We start from the raw sequence: 15507 nt of genomic DNA, 5'->3' as shown, positions 1-15507 counted from the left end.
CGTGTACGACGGCATCATCCAAGACCTGATCGACGAGTTCGGTCGTCTGCCCGGCATCGGTCCGAAGTCGGCGCAGCGCATCGCCTTCCACATTCTGCAGACCGAGTCGTTCGACGTCGCGCGCCTGGCGCAGCTGCTCATCGACGTGCGCGAGAAGGTGCGCTTCTGCGAGATCTGCGGCAACGTCGCGGAAGAGGCGCAGTGCTCCATCTGCCGCGACGTGCGTCGCAGCCCGACGACGATCTGCGTCGTCGAAGAGGCGAAAGACGTCGTGGCGATCGAGCGCACGCGCGAGTTCCGCGGGCTGTACCACGTGCTCGGCGGAGCGATCAGCCCGATCGACGGCGTCGGGCCCGACGACCTGCGCATCGCCCAGCTGCTCACGCGCTTGCGCGACGGCACGGTCACCGAGGTCATCATCGCGACCGACCCCAACCTCGAAGGCGAGGCGACGGCGACCTACCTCTCGCGCCTGCTCGTGCAGCCGGGGCTGACGGTGTCGCGCCTCGCGAGCGGCCTGCCCGTGGGCGGCGACCTCGAGTACGCCGACGAGGTCACGCTCGGGCGGGCCTTCGAGGGGCGCCGCACGGTCGAACGCTGAGCGATATTGCAACTTCTGTTGCATTAGCGTCGCGGCGGGCGTAGTCTCACTATCGCAACAGAAGTTGCGCAAGAGAGGATGCCCCGCATGACCCCCGCCGACTCCGTCACCTCGAGCGCCCTGCGCGTCGAGATCACGACCAGCATCGAGATCGACCGACCCGCCGCCGAGGTGTGGGCCGCGCTCGTCGATCGCGACGCCTACCCGCAGTGGAACACCTTCATCCGCTCGTGGCAGGGCGCGCTCGCGCTCGGCGAGCGTCAGACCGTGCGCATCGAGCCCACCGACTCGAGCGGCCAGACCTTCCGCCCCCGCATCGTCGAGCTCGAGCCCGGACGGCTGCTCGTGTGGCTCGGCCGCGTCGGAGTGCCCGGAGTTCTCGACGGCCGGCACCGCTTCGAGATCGTGCCGATCGACGCGAACCGCAGCCGCCTCCTCCACAGTGAGGTGCTGTCGGGGGTGCTCGTGCCCGCCTTCCGCCGCATGCTCACGGTCGACACCCCGGCCGCCTTCGCCCGCATGAACACCGAGCTCGCCGCGCGGGTCGCCGCGTGAGCGCCCCGACCGAGCCGCGTCGCCGCGGGGCCGCCGTCGAGACGACGGTGCTCGACACGACGATCGCGCTGCTTGCCGAGCGCGGCGCGGCCATCACGGTCGACGACATCGCCGCCGCGAGCGGCGTGCACAAGACCACGATCTACCGCCGCTTCGAGACGCGCGAACGGCTCGTCGCCGCCGCCATCCGACGCCTCGGTGAACTGGAGGTGCCGCCCGTCGACGCGTCCGACCCGCGCGCAGCACTCGAGGCACTTGCCGTCTCGGTCGCCGCCGCGCTGCGCAGCCCGCGCGCCGGCAACATCCTGCGGGCCGCGATCGCCGCCTCCGCGGCGACGCCCGAGCTCGTCGCACTCGCCGACGAGTTCTTCCGCGACCGCTACGAGCTCGCGCGCGAACCGCTGCAGCGGCTCGTCGACGCCGGCGTGATCCGCCGCGATCTCGACGCGATCATCGTGTGGGAGCAGATCGTCAACCCGATGCACGTTCGCACCCTGTGCGGTCGCAGCACCGGTGACGATGCCGCGCGGCAGCTCGTCGAGCTCGCGGTGCGCGGGGCCCGCCCGTGAGTGCGGTCGGCCTGCGCGTCCGCGACGGCTCGGGGCGCCCGGCGCTGGTCGTGCCGGTTGCAGCACCCCATGCCGAGGCAGGCATGCCACGCCGCTAGAATCGAGCCGTCGGCCTCTCGCCCGCGCCGTCGTCTCGCCACCAATCCCAGGAGTCCCTTCGTGAGCCTCATCGTGCAGAAGTTCGGCGGATCGTCGGTGGCCGACGCCGAGAGCATCAAGCGCGTGGCGAAGCGCATCGTCGAGACGCGCAAGGCCGGCAACCAGGTCGTCGTCGCCGTGAGCGCCATGGGCGACACGACCGACGACCTCATCGACCTCGCCCACCAGGTCGCGCCGCTGCCCGACCCGCGCGAGATGGACATGCTGCTCACGACCGGCGAGCGCATCTCGATGGCGCTGCTCGCGATGGCGATCAAGAGCATGGGCCACGATGCGCGGTCGTTCACGGGCAGCCAGGCCGGCATGATCACGGATGCCCGCCACGGCGCCGCCCGCATCGTCGACGTCACCCCGGTGCGCGTGCAGGAGGCGCTCGACGAGGGCGCCATCGCGATCGTGGCAGGCTTCCAGGGCTTCAACCGCGACAGTCGCGACATCACGACGCTCGGTCGCGGCGGCAGCGACACGACAGCCGTCGCCCTCGCCGCTGCGCTCGGCGCGGAGGTCTGCGAGATCTACACCGACGTCGACGGCGTGTTCACCGCCGACCCGCGCGTGGTGAAGAAGGCGCACAAGATCAGCCGCGTGACGTCGGAAGAGATGCTCGAGCTGGCCGCCGCGGGCGCGAAGGTGCTGCACATCCGCGCCGTCGAGTTCGCACGCCGGCACGGGGTCACGCTGCACGTGCGGTCGTCGTTCTCGCCCAATGAGGGCACCTGGGTCGTCACCCCGACAGAGGGAGAAGTTATGGAAGAGCCGATCATCACGGGCGTCGCCGGTGACCTGAGCGAGGCCAAGATCACGGTCGTCGGCGTGCCCGACACTCCCGGCATGGCCGCCGACATCTTCACGATCGTGGCCGAGACCGGCGCCAACATCGACATGATCGTGCAGAACGTGTCGGCCGCCGCCACGAGCCGCACCGACATCAGCTTCACGCTGCCCAAGACCGACGGCGAGAAGGTCATGACGGCGCTGCGCGCGGCGCAGCCCGGCCTCGGCTTCGAGTCGCTCGCCTACGACGACCAGATCGGCAAGCTCTCGGTCGTCGGCGGTGGCATGCGCACGAGCGCGGGCGTCTCGGCGCAACTGTTCACGGCGCTCAAGGATGCCGGCATCAACATGGAGATGATCAGCACCTCCGAGATCCGCATCTCGGTCGTCATGCGCGCCGACATCCTGCACCACGCCCTGCAGATCGTGCACACGGCATTCGGGCTCGACGGCGAGGCCGAGGCGGTCGTCTACGCGGGAACGGGGCGGTAGTCATGGGTTCGACGGTCAACATCGGCGTCGTCGGCGCCACCGGCCAGGTCGGCGCGGTCGTGCGCCAGCTGCTGCTCGAGCGGCAGTACCCCGTCGGCGAGCTGCGCTTCTTCGCGAGTTCGCGCAGCGCGGGAACGGTCATCCCGTGGGGCGATCGCGAGATCGTCGTGGAGGATGCGGAGACGGCTGACCCGAGCGGGCTCGACGTCGCCATCTTCAGCGCGGGCGCCACGCTCAGCAAGGCGCAGGCCCCGCGGTTCGCGGCGGCAGGCGTCACCGTCGTCGACAACTCGAGCGGCTGGCGCATGGACCCTGACGTGCCGCTCGTCGTGAGCGAGGTCAACCCGCACGCGATCGACCAGGCCGTCACGGGCATCATCGCCAACCCCAACTGCACGACCATGGCCGCCATGCCCGTGCTCAAGGTGCTCGACGCCGAGGCGGGCCTGCAGCGCCTCATCGTCAGCACCTATCAGGCCGTCTCGGGCGCGGGACTCGCGGGCGGCGAAGAGCTGCTTGAGCAGGCCAATGCCGTCATCGTGCAAGACGCGATGGGCCTCGTGCACGACGGCGCCGCGGTCGAGTTCCCGCCGCCCGTGAAGTTCCCGAAGAACATCGCCTTCAACGTCATCCCCCAGGCCGGCTCGTTCGTCGACGACGGGCTCGGTGAGACCGATGAAGAGAAGAAGCTGCGCAACGAGTCGCGCAAGATCCTCGAGCTGCCCGAGCTGCTCGTGAGCGGCATCTGCGTGCGCGTGCCGGTCTTCACGGGTCACTCGCTCGCCATCAACGCCGAGTTCGCGCGCGCCATCAGCCCCGAGCGGGCGCGCGAGCTGCTGGCCGACGCACCGGGTGTTCAGCTGATGGATGTTCCCACCCCGCTCGACGCCGCCGGCGCTGATCCGAGTCTGGTGGGGCGCATCCGCGCCGACGAGGGTGTTCCCGGCGGTCGCGGGCTGGCGATGTTCATCAGCAACGACAACCTCCGCAAGGGCGCGGCCCTCAACGCCGTGCAGATCGCCGAGCTGCTGGCCGCACGGCTGCTGACCGGTACGGCCGCCTGAGCGGCTCAGCCGTGCCCATCACCTCGTACGCCGCGATCGGCGACAGCTACACCGAGGGGATGGGTGACGAGCGGCCCGACGGCACGCCGCGCGGCTGGGCCGACCTCGTCGCCGCGGGGCTCGCGCATGCCGCGGGCGGCACGATCGGCTACGCCAACCTCGCCATCCGCGGCCGGCTGCTCGCGCCCATCCTCGACGAGCAGCTGCCCGCTGCCCTCGCGCTCGGCCCCCAGCTGCTGAGCATCAACGGCGGCGGCAACGACATCCTGCGGCCCTCCGTCTCGATCGAGGCGGTCGCCGATCGCCTCGTCTCGGCAGCGGAGCGGGCGCGGGCGACCGGTGCGCACGTCATGATCGTGAGCGGCGGCGACCCCACCCGCCACATCCCGCTCGGCCGGGTCTTCTCGCGCCGCGGCGACGCGCTCGCCGTCGCCGCGCGGCACCGGCTGGTCGGCACCGACGTGCTCTTCGTCGACAACTGGAGCGACCCGCAGCTGCCCGAGCTGCGCCACTGGTCGGTCGATCGCTTGCACCTCAACGCGCAGGGGCACGCTCTCGCGGCCGCGAACGTGCTCGCCGCGCTCGGGGTCGCCATCGCCCCCGCGCCGACGGCGCCCGATGCCGCCGACGACGTCGAGCGCCCGCGCACCGCCGAGTACTGGCGGCGCTACGTGCTGCCCTGGATCGGGCGGCGGCTGACCGGGCGCTCGTCGGGCGATCACCGGCGGGCCAAGCGCCCGGCGCTCGAGCCCTTCGGCCCGGAGCAGCTCTGATCGGGGGCATCGCGGCGGCGAGCGCGCATCCCGGCGACGCCACACGCGAACCCTCAGGCGCACCGCGTCGAATACGGGGCATGTCCTCTCGTCGCACCGTGCTCATCGCCGCCGCGCTCGCCGCGCTCGCGGCCCTCTCGGCATGCTCGCCGCTCGCCGCGCCGCCCGCCGTGCCGGTCGTCGCCGAGGGCGACGGACCGCTCGTGGCCTTCTACGGCGACTCGTACACGCTCGGCACGGGCGCGAGCGACCCGGCCCTGCGCTGGTCGACGCAGATCGCCGAGCGTCGAGGCTGGCGCGAGTTCAACCCGAGCGTCAACGGGCTCGGCTTCGTCAACAACCGCGGAACCTACGGGGCGGGTGACCTGCCCGATCAGATCATCGCGCAGCAGCCCGACATCGTGTTCGTGACGATGGGGCTCAACGACAACTTCTCGTACTCGCGGGCCGCGGCCGAGATCGAAGCGCAGATCGCGATCGATCTGCGCCGGTTGCGCGAGGGGCTTCCGGATGCGCGCATCATCGTCGTCGAACCCTTCTGGTACACGGCCGAGCAGCCGGAGTCGCTCGGCATCATCGCCGGCTGGGTGCAACGCGAGGCGCAGGCGATCGGGGCCGACCACATCGCGGGCGCCTCCGACTGGATCGCGGGTCGCCCCGGCGAGATGGCGGCCGACGGCCTGCACCCCAATGATGAGGGCTATGCGCTCATGACACGGCTCATGGAGGAGGCGCTCGCCGAGCTCGGACTGTGACCTGCTGCGACGACGGCCCGGGCAGTACGCTGAGCGCGTGACCACACCGGCGGCGCCCGCGCTCACCGAGCGCTCCGCACTCATGCAGTCGGTCGTCGTCGCCCTCGTGATCTCGGCGATCGCCGTCGTCGGCGGCCTCGCGGTCGGCTCGCGCATCATCGTGTTCGACGGCGTGTACGGCATCATCGGGCTCTCGCTCACCTGGATCTCGTTGCGCGCCTCGCGCGCCGTGGAGAGCGGGCCATCGGCGCGGTATCCGTTCGGGCGCGAGTCGTTGACCCCGTTCGCGATCATGCTGCAGGGCGTCGCCATGCTCGGCACACTGCTCATCGCCGCGGTCGACGCGGTCGTGCTCATCCTCGACGGGGGCAGCGATGTCGCGCCGATCTCGGTCGTCATCTACGGCCTGCTCTCGGCCGTCGTCAGCGGAATCTTCGCGGCGCACCTGCTGCGCCGGTCGGGTGGCTCAGAGCTCGTGCGCGTCGAGGCGCTGCAGTGGCGCGCGGGCGCCGTGCGCAACGCCGTCATGGTCATCGGTGCGACGGTCGCGGTGCTCATCGCCTCGACGTCGTTCGGGGGCCTCGTCCGGTTCCTCGACCCCGTGCTCGTGCTCGTCGCCGTCGCGATGCTCGCCCCGATCCCCATTCGGTTCCTGCGGTCGGGCATCTACGAGCTGCTCGAGGGCGCGCCGTCGCCCGAGGTGCAGCAGCGGGTGCTCGCCGAGGTCGAGGCGATCCGCGCGCGGCACGGCCTGGGCGACCCGTACATCCGCATGACGAAGCTCGGGCGCAAGCTCTACCTGCAGATCGACATCGTCGTCGAACCCGGCACGTGGACGATCGAGGGGCAAGACGCGGTGCGCCGCGAGCTGCTCGCCGGGCTCGACACGCTCGGCTACGAGCTGTGGGCGTCGATCGATCTCACGACCGACCGCTCGCTCGCCGAGTGAGTGCCGCCGCTCAGAGCGCGGCGACGCCCGTCAGTGGAGGAGGTTGTGCAGCTCGCGCGCGGTCGCACGTGTTTCCTGGGAGGCGCGCTGAATCGTCGACTCCGTCGCTCTCGAGCGCGGGAGAGCGACCATGAGCAGAGCTGAACGGTCGGGGCGCTCGTCGTCGATGGGCGCGATCACTCTGACGGCATCGTCATCGCTGAGGACGGCGACGCCATCGACGAGCGTTGGAGGGAAGCCATGGAGGTCGTCCACGGCAGGAGCGCCTTCCGCCGCCGAGAAGCGAATACGGCGAGCGGACTCAGCAACGACGAGGTGCCGTGCCTCGTCCATCGCGCCAGTGATGAAGGATACGGACTCGTCGAGATCGGTGCGAAGCCGCTCGATGATGGGGCGAACGACCGACGCGACGCCGTCGTGATCCTGTAACCGCAGCGCGAGAGCCTTCAGTCTGACTCCCGGCAGATACGGGCCCAAATCGCTTTCCTGTTCGGCGAAACCGGCGTCTCGGAGGCTTGCGAGAACTCGGCTCGCCGCACTGCGATCGACGCCGGTGGCACGGGCGATCTCTCGAGGTCCGGTGCCAGTCGGGTGCTTCGACAGCTCTTCCAGTACCAGTGCGACCCGCTCGATCGTGCTGTTGCCGATCGGGGGGCGCACACTCGGTGATTCAGTCACGATGCCCCATCTTCTCGAAGGTCGACTCGACTCACACTGTATCGACGACGTCCTGACGGGGCTCGCCGTCGCTGGACCACGCGGCCGGATCAGCCGCGCGGCGGCACGCGCCGCAGCGCCATCTGCACGATCACCCCGAGCAGCAGCGCGGCGAACAGCCACGCCGCGAGCTGCGGCGGGATGAGGAACGCCAGCCAGACACCGACGAGCGACATCACCGCGGCCGCCGCACCGATCGTCGCGGACTCGCGCCACTGCACGAGCCCCGCCCGCAGATTCGTCGCCGTGCCGGCGATCGCGCCCGGAATCATCGCGAGTAGCGAGGTGCCCTTCGCGAGCAGATCACCGACCCCGAACACGGCGATCAACACGGGCACCGCGACGATGCCGCCGCCCACGCCGAGCAGCCCCGCGAGCACGCCCATGAGCACGCCGAGCGCGACGAGGCCGAGCACCGTCACGACCCCGTACTCGAGCACCCCGCTGCGCTCGGGCGCGACGACGACGAGCCGCAGCGCGGTGGCGAGCAGCCCCGCGATGAAGAGCCACTTGAGCCAGACGAGCGAGAGGCGCCGCAGCAGCAGGGCACCGAGCGGTGTTCCCGCGATCGCCCCGACGGCGATGATGGCGGCGGCGAGCAGATCGATCTGCCCCCGCGCGCCGTAGAGCGACGCGCTGAGCGCTGCCGGCGGGATGATCGCGAGCAACGAGGTGGCGGATGCCCGGCGCTGGTCGAAGCGCAGCCAGGCCATCATGAGCGGCACCATGATGAAGCCGCCGCCGACCCCGAAGAGACCGGAGAACAGGCCCCCGATTGCTCCGATCGCAAGAAGGGGCAGAATCACCGGGCCAGCCTAGTCGGGCCGCGTCGAACCCCTGTTGAGCGAGACTAAACTGGCGGGGTGACTGAACCCATCGACGTCGTCCTCATCGGCGGCGGCATCATGAGCGCGACCCTCGGCACGATGCTGCGTCAGCTCGAGCCCGAGTGGGACATCCGCATCTACGAGCGCCTCAGCGACGTGGCGCTCGAGAGCTCGAACCCCTGGAACAACGCCGGCACGGGCCACGCCGCCCTGTGCGAGCTCAACTACACGCCCGAGCGGCCCGACGGCTCGATCGAGATCACGAACGCCGTCAAGGTCAACGAGCAGTTCCAGGTCTCGCGCCAGTTCTGGTCGTATCTCGTCGGCAAGGGCCTGCTGCCCGAACCGAGCGCGTTCCTCACCGCGACGCCGCACATGAGCCTCGTCTGGGGCGAGAGCAACGTCGAGTACCTGCGCAAGCGCTACGACGCGCTCAAGGACCACCCGCTCTTCGCCGGCATGGAGTACAGCGACGACGCCGCGGTGATCCGCCAGTGGGCGCCGCTCGTCATCCCGGGCCGGGCCAAGTCCCAGCCGATCGCCGCGACGCGCATGGCCGCGGGCACCGACGTCGACTTCGGCGCGCTCACCAAGCTGCTCATGAACGGCCTCGTCGCGAGCGGGGCGACCCTGCACGTCGAGCACAGCGTGCAGAGCATCCGGCGCACGAAAGACGGGCTGTGGAAGCTGCGCCTGCGCGAAGAGGTCGGCACGACGCCGGTTGAGGTCACCGCGCGGTTCGTCTTCGTCGGCGCCGGTGGCCACGCGCTGCCGCTGCTGCAGAAGAGCGGCATCAAGGAGATCCGCGGTTTCGGCGGCTTCCCGGTCAGCGGCCAGTGGCTGCGCACCGACAACCCCGCGGTCGTCGCGAAGCACCACGCCAAGATCTACGGCAAGGCCTCAGTGGGAGCCCCGCCCATGTCGGTGCCGCACCTCGACACGCGCGTCGTCGACGGCTCGCCCAGCCTGCTCTTCGGCCCCTATGCGGGCTTCACTCCCAAGTTCTTGAAGACCGGATCGTGGTTCGACCTGTTCGGCTCGATCCGCTGGCACAACCTCGTGCCGATGCTGCAGGTGGGCCTCAAGAACTTCGACCTCGTGAAGTACCTGGTCGGCGAGCTGCTCGCGTCGCGATCGGCGAAGCTCGATGCCCTGCGCGAGTTCTACCCGAACGCCGACGGCGACGACTGGTACCAGCAGACCGCCGGCCAGCGCGTGCAGATCATCAAGAACGTGCCCGGCAAGGGCGGAACGCTGCAGTTCGGCACCGAGGTCGTCGCCTCGGCCGACGGCTCGATCGCGGGCCTCCTGGGTGCCTCGCCCGGCGCCTCGACCGCTCCGTCGATCATGATCGACCTCATCGAGCGGTGCTTCCCCGAGAAGCTCGAGGCCTGGAAGCCCGGGCTGCTCGCGATGGTGCCGAGCTACGGTCGCAACGTCTCCGACGACCCGGCGCTCGCCGCCGAGCTGCTCGAGAGCACGGCCGAGACGCTCGCGATCGCCCGCTGAGCCCATCCGCTGCCGAACGCCCCGCACCGATGCCGTTGCACGAGATCACCGAGCCCGTCGACCTGTGCCTGCCGAACGGCCGGCTCAACCCGGCCGCGGTCGGGCGAACCCGAACGCCCCTGCACCGCTCGCCCCTGCGCGGCTGGGGTCGCACCAAACGGTGGGAGTACTGGGGCATCATGACCCCCGACTGGTTCGCCGGCCTCACGGTCTCGAGCCTCGACTACGCGGCGGTGCCCTCGATCTATCTCGTCAACAGGGCGACCGGCGAGCATCGCACGATCGGCGGGCTCGTGCCGTTCGCACGCGGCACGAGCATCCCCGACACCCTGCCGCCCTTCGAGGCGAGCACGCGGTGGGGTTCGGCTGAGCTCAGGATGCGCTCCGCGGGTTCGGCCACGAGCATCCGCGGCACCGCACCGGGTTTCGCGATCGACGTGACGAGCCCCGACGCCGGCGACGCGCTCGGCGTGGTCGTGCCGTGGAGCGACCGGCTCTTTCAGTACACCCTGAAAGACGTGGCCCGCCCGGTCTCGGGCACGATCACCGTCGACGGCCGATCCTTCCCGGTGGGGGAGGGCAGCTGGGCGGTGCTCGACCGCGGGCGCGGCCGCTGGCCGTACCGCATGACGTGGAACTGGGCCGCGGGCTCGGGCCTCGTCGACGGCCGCCGCATCGGCCTGCAGCTCGGCGGGAAGTGGACCGACGGCACCGGCTCGACCGAGAACGCCGTATTCGTCGACGGCGTGCAGCACTACATCGACGAGGAGCTCAGCTGGCAGTACGACCTTGACGACCCCGCGTCGCCGTGGCGCGTCGTCGGCGAGCACGCCGACGTGACGCTCACGCCCTGTCACCGCCGGGTCGAGCGCACCAATGCGGTCGTCGTGGCCAGCACCATCTACCAGGCGCTGGGAACGTGGAGCGGGTGGATGCTCGACGCGAGCGGCACGCGCGTCAGCGTCGACGGCCTCACCGGCTGGGCCGAGCAGGCGCAGAACCGCTGGTAGCGGCCCGCCCTGAGCCGTCAGTTGCGCGCGGCCCCGTCGGAGGCCGTGACGACGAAGGTGTCGGGCTGGCCGAAGGCGTGCTCGCCGAAGGCATTGTCGACCGCGACCTGCACGCGCGAGAGGTCGCCGACGCGCACGAGCGCGATCGCGGCACCGCCGAACCCTCCGCCCGTCATGCGGGCGCCGATCGCGCCCGCGCCGACGGCGGTCTCGACGGCGAGGTCGAGCTCGGGCACCGAGATCTCGAAGTCGTCGCGCATGCTGCGGTGCGAGGCATCCAGCAGTTCGCCGATGGCCGAGGCACCCTGCGCCTTCAGCACCCCGACGGTGTCGAGCACACGCTGGTTCTCGGTGATGACGTGGCGGATGCGCCGGAAGGTCACATCGTCGAGCAGCTGCTGCGCGCGCGGCAGGTCGTCGACCGTCAGGTCGCGCAGCGAGGATGCGCCCATCGCCGCGGCCCCGCGCTCGCACGCGGCGCGGCGCTCGCCGTACCCGCCGGTGGCGTGGCTGTGCTTGACTCCGGTGTCGATCACGAGAATCGCGAGCCCGGCCTCGGCGAGCCCGAGCGGCACGAGCTCGCTCTCGAGCGTGCGGCAGTCGAGGAAGACCGCGTGGTCGACCTGGCCGAGCAGCGATGCCGACTGGTCCATGATGCCCGTGGGGGCGCCGACGGCGACGTTCTCGGCGCGCTGGCCGACGCGCGCGAGGGTGCGGCGGTCGAGGCCCAGACGCCAGACGTCGTTGAGGGCGAGGGCCACGGCACTCTCGATCGCGGCAGAGCTCGACAGCCCGGCACCGACGGGAACGTCGGAGTCGATGAAGAGATCGACGCCGGGCACCGCCGCGAGGTCGGCGCCGAACTCGCTGAACGCCCAGGCCACACCCAAGGGGTAGGCCGACCAGCCACCGAGGGCGTCAGGGGCGAGCGCGTCGAGGTCGATCTCGGCGAGCTCGTCGGCGAAGGTGCTTGCGACGCGGACGCGGCGATCGTCGCGCACCCCGAGCGCCACGACCGTGCGGCGGTCGATCGCGAACGGCAGCACGAAGCCCTCGTTGTAGTCGGTGTGCTCGCCGATGAGGTTGACGCGGCCGGGGGCCGACCAGAGACCGTCGGGCGCGTGTCCGAAGACAGCGTCGAAGCCGTCGCGCGCGTCGTCACGGATGTCAGTCATTGCCGGTCTTCTCGATTCCCTCGCGGATGAATGCGGCCTGGGCTTCGGGCGCGACGTCGCCGATGAACGCGCCCATCGCGGCCTCCGAGCCGGCCAGGTACTTCAGTCTGTCAGCGCCGCGCCGCGGGCTCGTCACCTGCAGCATGAGGCGCACAGCCTCGCGCCCGATGTGCACGGGCGCCTGGTGCCAGGCGGCGATGTACGGCGTCGGCGTGGGATAGAGCGCGTCGATACCGCGCAGCAGGCGGCGGTAGAACGGCGCGAGCTCGTCCTTCTCCGCGTCGCTCAGCGCGGCGAAGTCGGGCACGTGGCGGTGCGGCAGCACGTGCACCTCGATGGGCCAGCGCGCGGCGAACGGCACGAAGGCGGTGAAGTACTCGCCCTGAAGCACGACGCGCTCACTGCCCTGCTCGCTCTCGAGCACGCGCGCGAAGAGGTCGGGGCCGACCGCGTCGATCGAGCGCAGCAGCGTGTTCGTGCGCGGTGTGACGAAGGGGTAGGCGTAGATCTGCCCGTGCGGGTGCGGCAGGGTCACGCCGATCTCGGCGCCACGGTTCTCGAAGGGGAAGACCTGCTGGATTCCCGGCAGCGCGCTCAGCGCCGCCGTGCGGTGCGCCCACGCCTCGATCACGGTGCGCGCACGGCTGACGGTCTGCGAGCCGAACGAGCCCTCGTGGTCGGGCGAGAAGCACACGACCTCGCAGCGGCCGACGCTCGTGCGGCTGCGGCCGATGCCGATCTCGGCGAGGTCGTCGAGGCTGGTCGGCGCGTGCTCGTGCTCGAGGGCCGGGCCGAAGCTGGGGGAGCGATTCTCGAACACGGCGACGTCGTAGTTGCTGGGGATCTCGCTCGGGTTCGCCGCGCTCGCGGGCGCGAGCGGGTCTTGATCCGGCGGCGGCATGAAGACGCGGTTCTGCCGATTGCTCGCGATCGACACCCACTCGCCCGTCAGCACGTCCTGCCGCATGCGTGCGGTCTCGGGCCGCGGGTCGAGCACCCGGCGGTCGATCGAGCGCTCGGGCCCCAGCGTCGTGTCGGCGTCGTCGACGTAGATGAGCTCGCGGCCGTCGGCGAGCGTCGTGGAGTGGAAGCGGATCGTCACCTCACGATGCTACGGCCGGAAGCTTGCGAAATCGTAAGCGATAGGCTTTCGATATCGACAGATCTCGAAAGGGAGCGCTCATGGATGCCGCACCGCTGCGCCGCGACCGCATGGCGGCATCCATCGCCCGGCGCGGCTTCGCCCGGGTCACCGACCTCGCGCGCGAGCTGGGCGTGAGCGAGGTGACCGTGCGCACCGACCTCGCTGCGCTCGAGACCGAGGGCCGCATCACGCGCGTGCACGGCGGAGCGATGCCGCGCGGCCTCGTCGCCGAGCGGGAGTCGAGCCTCGAGCAGTCGCGCACGCGCCTGACCCGGGCCAAGCGCGCGATCGCCGCCGAGACGGCGACGCGCGTGCGCTCGGGGGAGAGCATCCTGCTGGATGTCGGCTCGACGACGCTCGCCGTGGCCCACGCCCTCGTCGATCGCGTCGATCTCGACGAGGTCGTCATCGTGACGAACGGGCTCGCGATCGCCCTCGCGCTCGAGCCGGCCATTCCGCGCTTCACCGTGGTGGTCACCGGCGGCACCGTCCGCTCGCTGCAGCACTCGCTCGTGAACCCCCTCGCGACGACGCTGCTCGATGACGTGCGCGTCGACCTCGCCATCCTCGGCGCGACGGGGATCGACGCCGCCGCGGGGGTCACGAACGTCAACCTGCCCGAAGCCGAGGTCAAGCGCCGCATGGTCGCGAGCGCCGCCCGGCGCGTGCTCGCCGCCGACTCGAGCAAGATCGGCCAGGTGCACCTCGGGCGCGTGGCCACGCTCGGCGAGCTCGACGAGCTCATCACCGACGATGCGGCGACGGATGCGGAGCTCGCGCCCCTGCGCGCGGCCGGCCTCGCTGTCACAACGGTGGCGGTCTCGCGCGTACAGTGACGGCATGAGCACGACGCATCGCGCAACGCCCCCGACGGGCGAGCAGTACGCCCTGCATCACGACGGCGCCCACGGCCCCGTCGAGGCGATCATCACCTCCGTGGCCGCGGCGCTGCGGCACCTCACCGTCGATGGGCACGACCTCGTGCAGGGCTTCGACGAGCAGTCGACCCCGCCGTTCGGCTGCGGCATCGTGCTCGTGCCCTGGCCCAACCGCGTGCGCGACGGCCGCTGGGTGCACGAGGGGGCCACGCTGCAGCTGGACCTCACCGAGGTGGACCGCACGAACGCCATCCACGGACTGCTGCGCAACACCTCGTACCAGCTCGTCGAGAAGACCGACGATGCCGTGACACTCGGTGCCGCCGTGGTGCCGCAGCACGGCTACCCTTTCCACCTCTGGACCACGGTCGAGTACCGCCTGACCGGCAACGGCGTGCGCGTCACCCACGCCGTCACCAACCTCGGCGACCGCCCCGCGCCCTACGCGGTCGGCACGCACCCCTTCATCCGCGTGGGCGCGCACGCGGTCGACGAGCTCACGATCGCGGCGCGCACGGTCGAGCACGTCATGGTCGACGAGCGCCTCAACCCCGTTGGCCTCGAGCCCGCCGAGGGCGAGTGGGATCTCACCGCGGGTCGACGCATCGGGGCCCTCGCGCTCGACGATGCCTTCCGCGTGCAGCCCGACGACGACGGCGTCACCCGCACGGTGCTGACGGCCGCCGACGGCACCGAGACCGAAGTGTGGCAAGACGGCGACTGGGAGTGGCTGCAGCTGTTCATCACGCGCGTCTTCCCGACCGCTGCCGGGCCCGTCACGGCCATCGCCGTCGAGCCCATGACGGCGCCGGCCGACGCCCTGAACTCCGGGGTCGGTCTGCGGTGGATCGACCCCGGCGCCTCCTGGTCGGGCAGCTGGGGAATCTGCCGCCCGGCCTGAGCGCAGCATCCGCAGCACCGATCGTCGTGGCCGCCCGCGAACGGGGGGTGACCCTCATGCCGTCCGGGTGATTGGATGAGCGAGGGGGCTGGGGAATGCTCCCCGCGTGCGGATGCGCGCGCGTTCGACGGGGGAGTCGACCATGGCCATTGCACCGAAGACCATCGCGATGATCGCGGGCGGGGTGGTGGTCGTCGGCGGCGGGTTCGCCCTCGCGCCCACGCTCGGCGACATGTTCACGCAGGCCGTCGCTCCGTCGACCGAGATCGTCGGCGATCAGATCGAGTTCGAGGTCAATGCCAACGGCGAGACCTACGGCAGCCCGCTCAACGATCGCGTGCCCGACCTCATCGTGGCGCGAGCGGAGGGCGGCAAGACCGGCTACATCCGGGTGAGCGAGCTGGAGTTCGCGCGCAACCTCTGGCGGTCGACCTCCGACGCCAATGCCGTCTACGACATTCCCGTCTACGAGTCCGACGGGGTCACCGAGATCGGCGTCTTCCGTGTGCTCAAGGACACCCCTGGTCCGCGCGACGGCTTCAACAATTAGTAGGCCCCGTCGGGCTCGAACCGACGACCCGCGGATTAAAAGTCCGCTGCTCTACCAACTGAGCTAGAGGCCCCTACCTCCCTAATCTACCGCGGCGCGGCCACA

General features: G+C 70.9%; 17 protein-coding genes and 1 tRNA gene. 13 read left to right on the top strand and 5 right to left on the bottom strand.

Annotated features, from left to right (window positions below; all coding sequences use genetic code 11):
• Position 1: 1 nt before the first annotated feature.
• From recR to NNL39_RS03355, 8 genes are all read left to right on the top strand, one after another.
• Positions 2 to 601 carry a recombination mediator RecR gene (gene recR, locus NNL39_RS03390; RefSeq protein WP_255160301.1) on the top strand — a complete coding sequence of 200 codons (600 nt, stop codon included), beginning with the start codon at positions 2 to 4 and terminating at the stop codon, positions 599 to 601.
• 87 nt (positions 602 to 688) lie between these two features.
• Positions 689 to 1156 (top strand): SRPBCC domain-containing protein, encoded by a 468-nt coding sequence (locus NNL39_RS03385; RefSeq protein WP_255160300.1) that lies wholly within the window; start codon positions 689 to 691, stop codon positions 1154 to 1156.
• Positions 1153 to 1725, top strand: a complete 573-nt coding sequence (locus NNL39_RS03380) for a TetR/AcrR family transcriptional regulator (RefSeq protein ID WP_255160299.1) — start codon at positions 1153 to 1155, stop codon at positions 1723 to 1725. The genes NNL39_RS03385 and NNL39_RS03380 overlap by 4 nt, the downstream gene beginning before the upstream one ends.
• A gap of 159 nt (positions 1726 to 1884) precedes the next feature.
• A complete protein-coding gene (locus NNL39_RS03375; protein WP_255160298.1) occupies positions 1885 to 3150 on the top strand; it encodes an aspartate kinase in 1266 nt (421 codons plus the stop codon).
• A 2-nt stretch (positions 3151 to 3152) separates the two neighbouring features.
• On the top strand, positions 3153 to 4214 hold the full coding sequence (locus NNL39_RS03370) for an aspartate-semialdehyde dehydrogenase (protein ID WP_255160297.1): 1062 nt from the start codon (positions 3153 to 3155) through the stop codon (positions 4212 to 4214).
• A gap of 11 nt (positions 4215 to 4225) precedes the next feature.
• Positions 4226 to 4987, top strand: a complete 762-nt coding sequence (locus NNL39_RS03365; RefSeq protein WP_255160296.1) for an SGNH/GDSL hydrolase family protein — start codon at positions 4226 to 4228, stop codon at positions 4985 to 4987.
• A gap of 80 nt (positions 4988 to 5067) precedes the next feature.
• Entirely contained in the window at positions 5068 to 5742 is a 675-nt protein-coding gene (locus NNL39_RS03360) for an SGNH/GDSL hydrolase family protein (protein WP_255160295.1), read from the top strand.
• A gap of 37 nt (positions 5743 to 5779) precedes the next feature.
• Positions 5780 to 6691 carry a cation diffusion facilitator family transporter gene (locus NNL39_RS03355; RefSeq protein WP_255160294.1) on the top strand — a complete coding sequence of 304 codons (912 nt, stop codon included), beginning with the start codon at positions 5780 to 5782 and terminating at the stop codon, positions 6689 to 6691.
• Between the two features lie 30 nt (positions 6692 to 6721).
• On the opposite strand, the gene NNL39_RS03350 is transcribed toward NNL39_RS03355, so the two are convergent.
• Positions 6722 to 7369, bottom strand: coding sequence for a helix-turn-helix domain-containing protein (locus NNL39_RS03350; protein ID WP_255160293.1), 648 nt, complete (start codon positions 7367 to 7369; stop codon positions 6722 to 6724).
• 89 nt (positions 7370 to 7458) lie between these two features.
• A complete protein-coding gene (locus NNL39_RS03345; RefSeq protein ID WP_255160292.1) occupies positions 7459 to 8214 on the bottom strand; it encodes a sulfite exporter TauE/SafE family protein in 756 nt (251 codons plus the stop codon).
• A 57-nt stretch (positions 8215 to 8271) separates the two neighbouring features.
• Here NNL39_RS03345 and NNL39_RS03340 point away from each other — a divergent pair, with 57 nt between their 5' ends.
• Positions 8272 to 9744: a malate:quinone oxidoreductase gene (locus tag NNL39_RS03340; protein ID WP_255160291.1), complete on the top strand. Its 1473-nt coding sequence runs from the start codon at positions 8272 to 8274 to the stop codon at positions 9742 to 9744.
• A gap of 29 nt (positions 9745 to 9773) precedes the next feature.
• Positions 9774 to 10754: a DUF2804 domain-containing protein gene (locus NNL39_RS03335; protein WP_255160290.1), complete on the top strand. Its 981-nt coding sequence runs from the start codon at positions 9774 to 9776 to the stop codon at positions 10752 to 10754.
• A 17-nt stretch (positions 10755 to 10771) separates the two neighbouring features.
• Here NNL39_RS03335 and galK read toward each other — a convergent pair whose 3' ends face one another.
• Both galK and galT read right to left on the bottom strand, forming a co-directional pair.
• The gene (gene galK / locus NNL39_RS03330; RefSeq protein WP_255160289.1) at positions 10772 to 11929 is read right to left on the bottom strand and encodes a galactokinase; all 1158 of its coding nucleotides are present in this window, start codon (positions 11927 to 11929) and stop codon (positions 10772 to 10774) included.
• A complete protein-coding gene (gene galT / locus NNL39_RS03325; RefSeq protein ID WP_255160288.1) occupies positions 11922 to 13031 on the bottom strand; it encodes a galactose-1-phosphate uridylyltransferase in 1110 nt (369 codons plus the stop codon). Before galT ends, galK begins: the two co-directional genes overlap by 8 nt.
• A gap of 80 nt (positions 13032 to 13111) precedes the next feature.
• On the opposite strand from galT, the gene NNL39_RS03320 reads away from it, so the two are divergent.
• The 3 genes from NNL39_RS03320 (at position 13112) to NNL39_RS03310 (ending at position 15402) form a co-directional block, all read left to right on the top strand.
• A complete protein-coding gene (locus NNL39_RS03320) occupies positions 13112 to 13909 on the top strand; it encodes a DeoR/GlpR family DNA-binding transcription regulator (protein ID WP_255160287.1) in 798 nt (265 codons plus the stop codon).
• Between the two features lie 4 nt (positions 13910 to 13913).
• Positions 13914 to 14852 carry an aldose 1-epimerase family protein gene (locus tag NNL39_RS03315; RefSeq protein WP_255160286.1) on the top strand — a complete coding sequence of 313 codons (939 nt, stop codon included), beginning with the start codon at positions 13914 to 13916 and terminating at the stop codon, positions 14850 to 14852.
• A gap of 142 nt (positions 14853 to 14994) precedes the next feature.
• On the top strand, positions 14995 to 15402 hold the full coding sequence (locus tag NNL39_RS03310) for a hypothetical protein (protein WP_255160285.1): 408 nt from the start codon (positions 14995 to 14997) through the stop codon (positions 15400 to 15402).
• Here NNL39_RS03310 and NNL39_RS03305 read toward each other — a convergent pair.
• Positions 15403 to 15475 (bottom strand) — tRNA-Lys (locus NNL39_RS03305).
• Positions 15476 to 15507 lie beyond the last annotated feature (32 nt).

Source organism: Microcella humidisoli (genome assembly GCF_024362325.1).
GTDB lineage: Bacteria > Actinomycetota > Actinomycetes > Actinomycetales > Microbacteriaceae > Microcella > Microcella humidisoli.
Note: the sequence above shows the minus strand (reverse complement) of the source record. Positions and strands in the feature narration are given on the sequence as shown.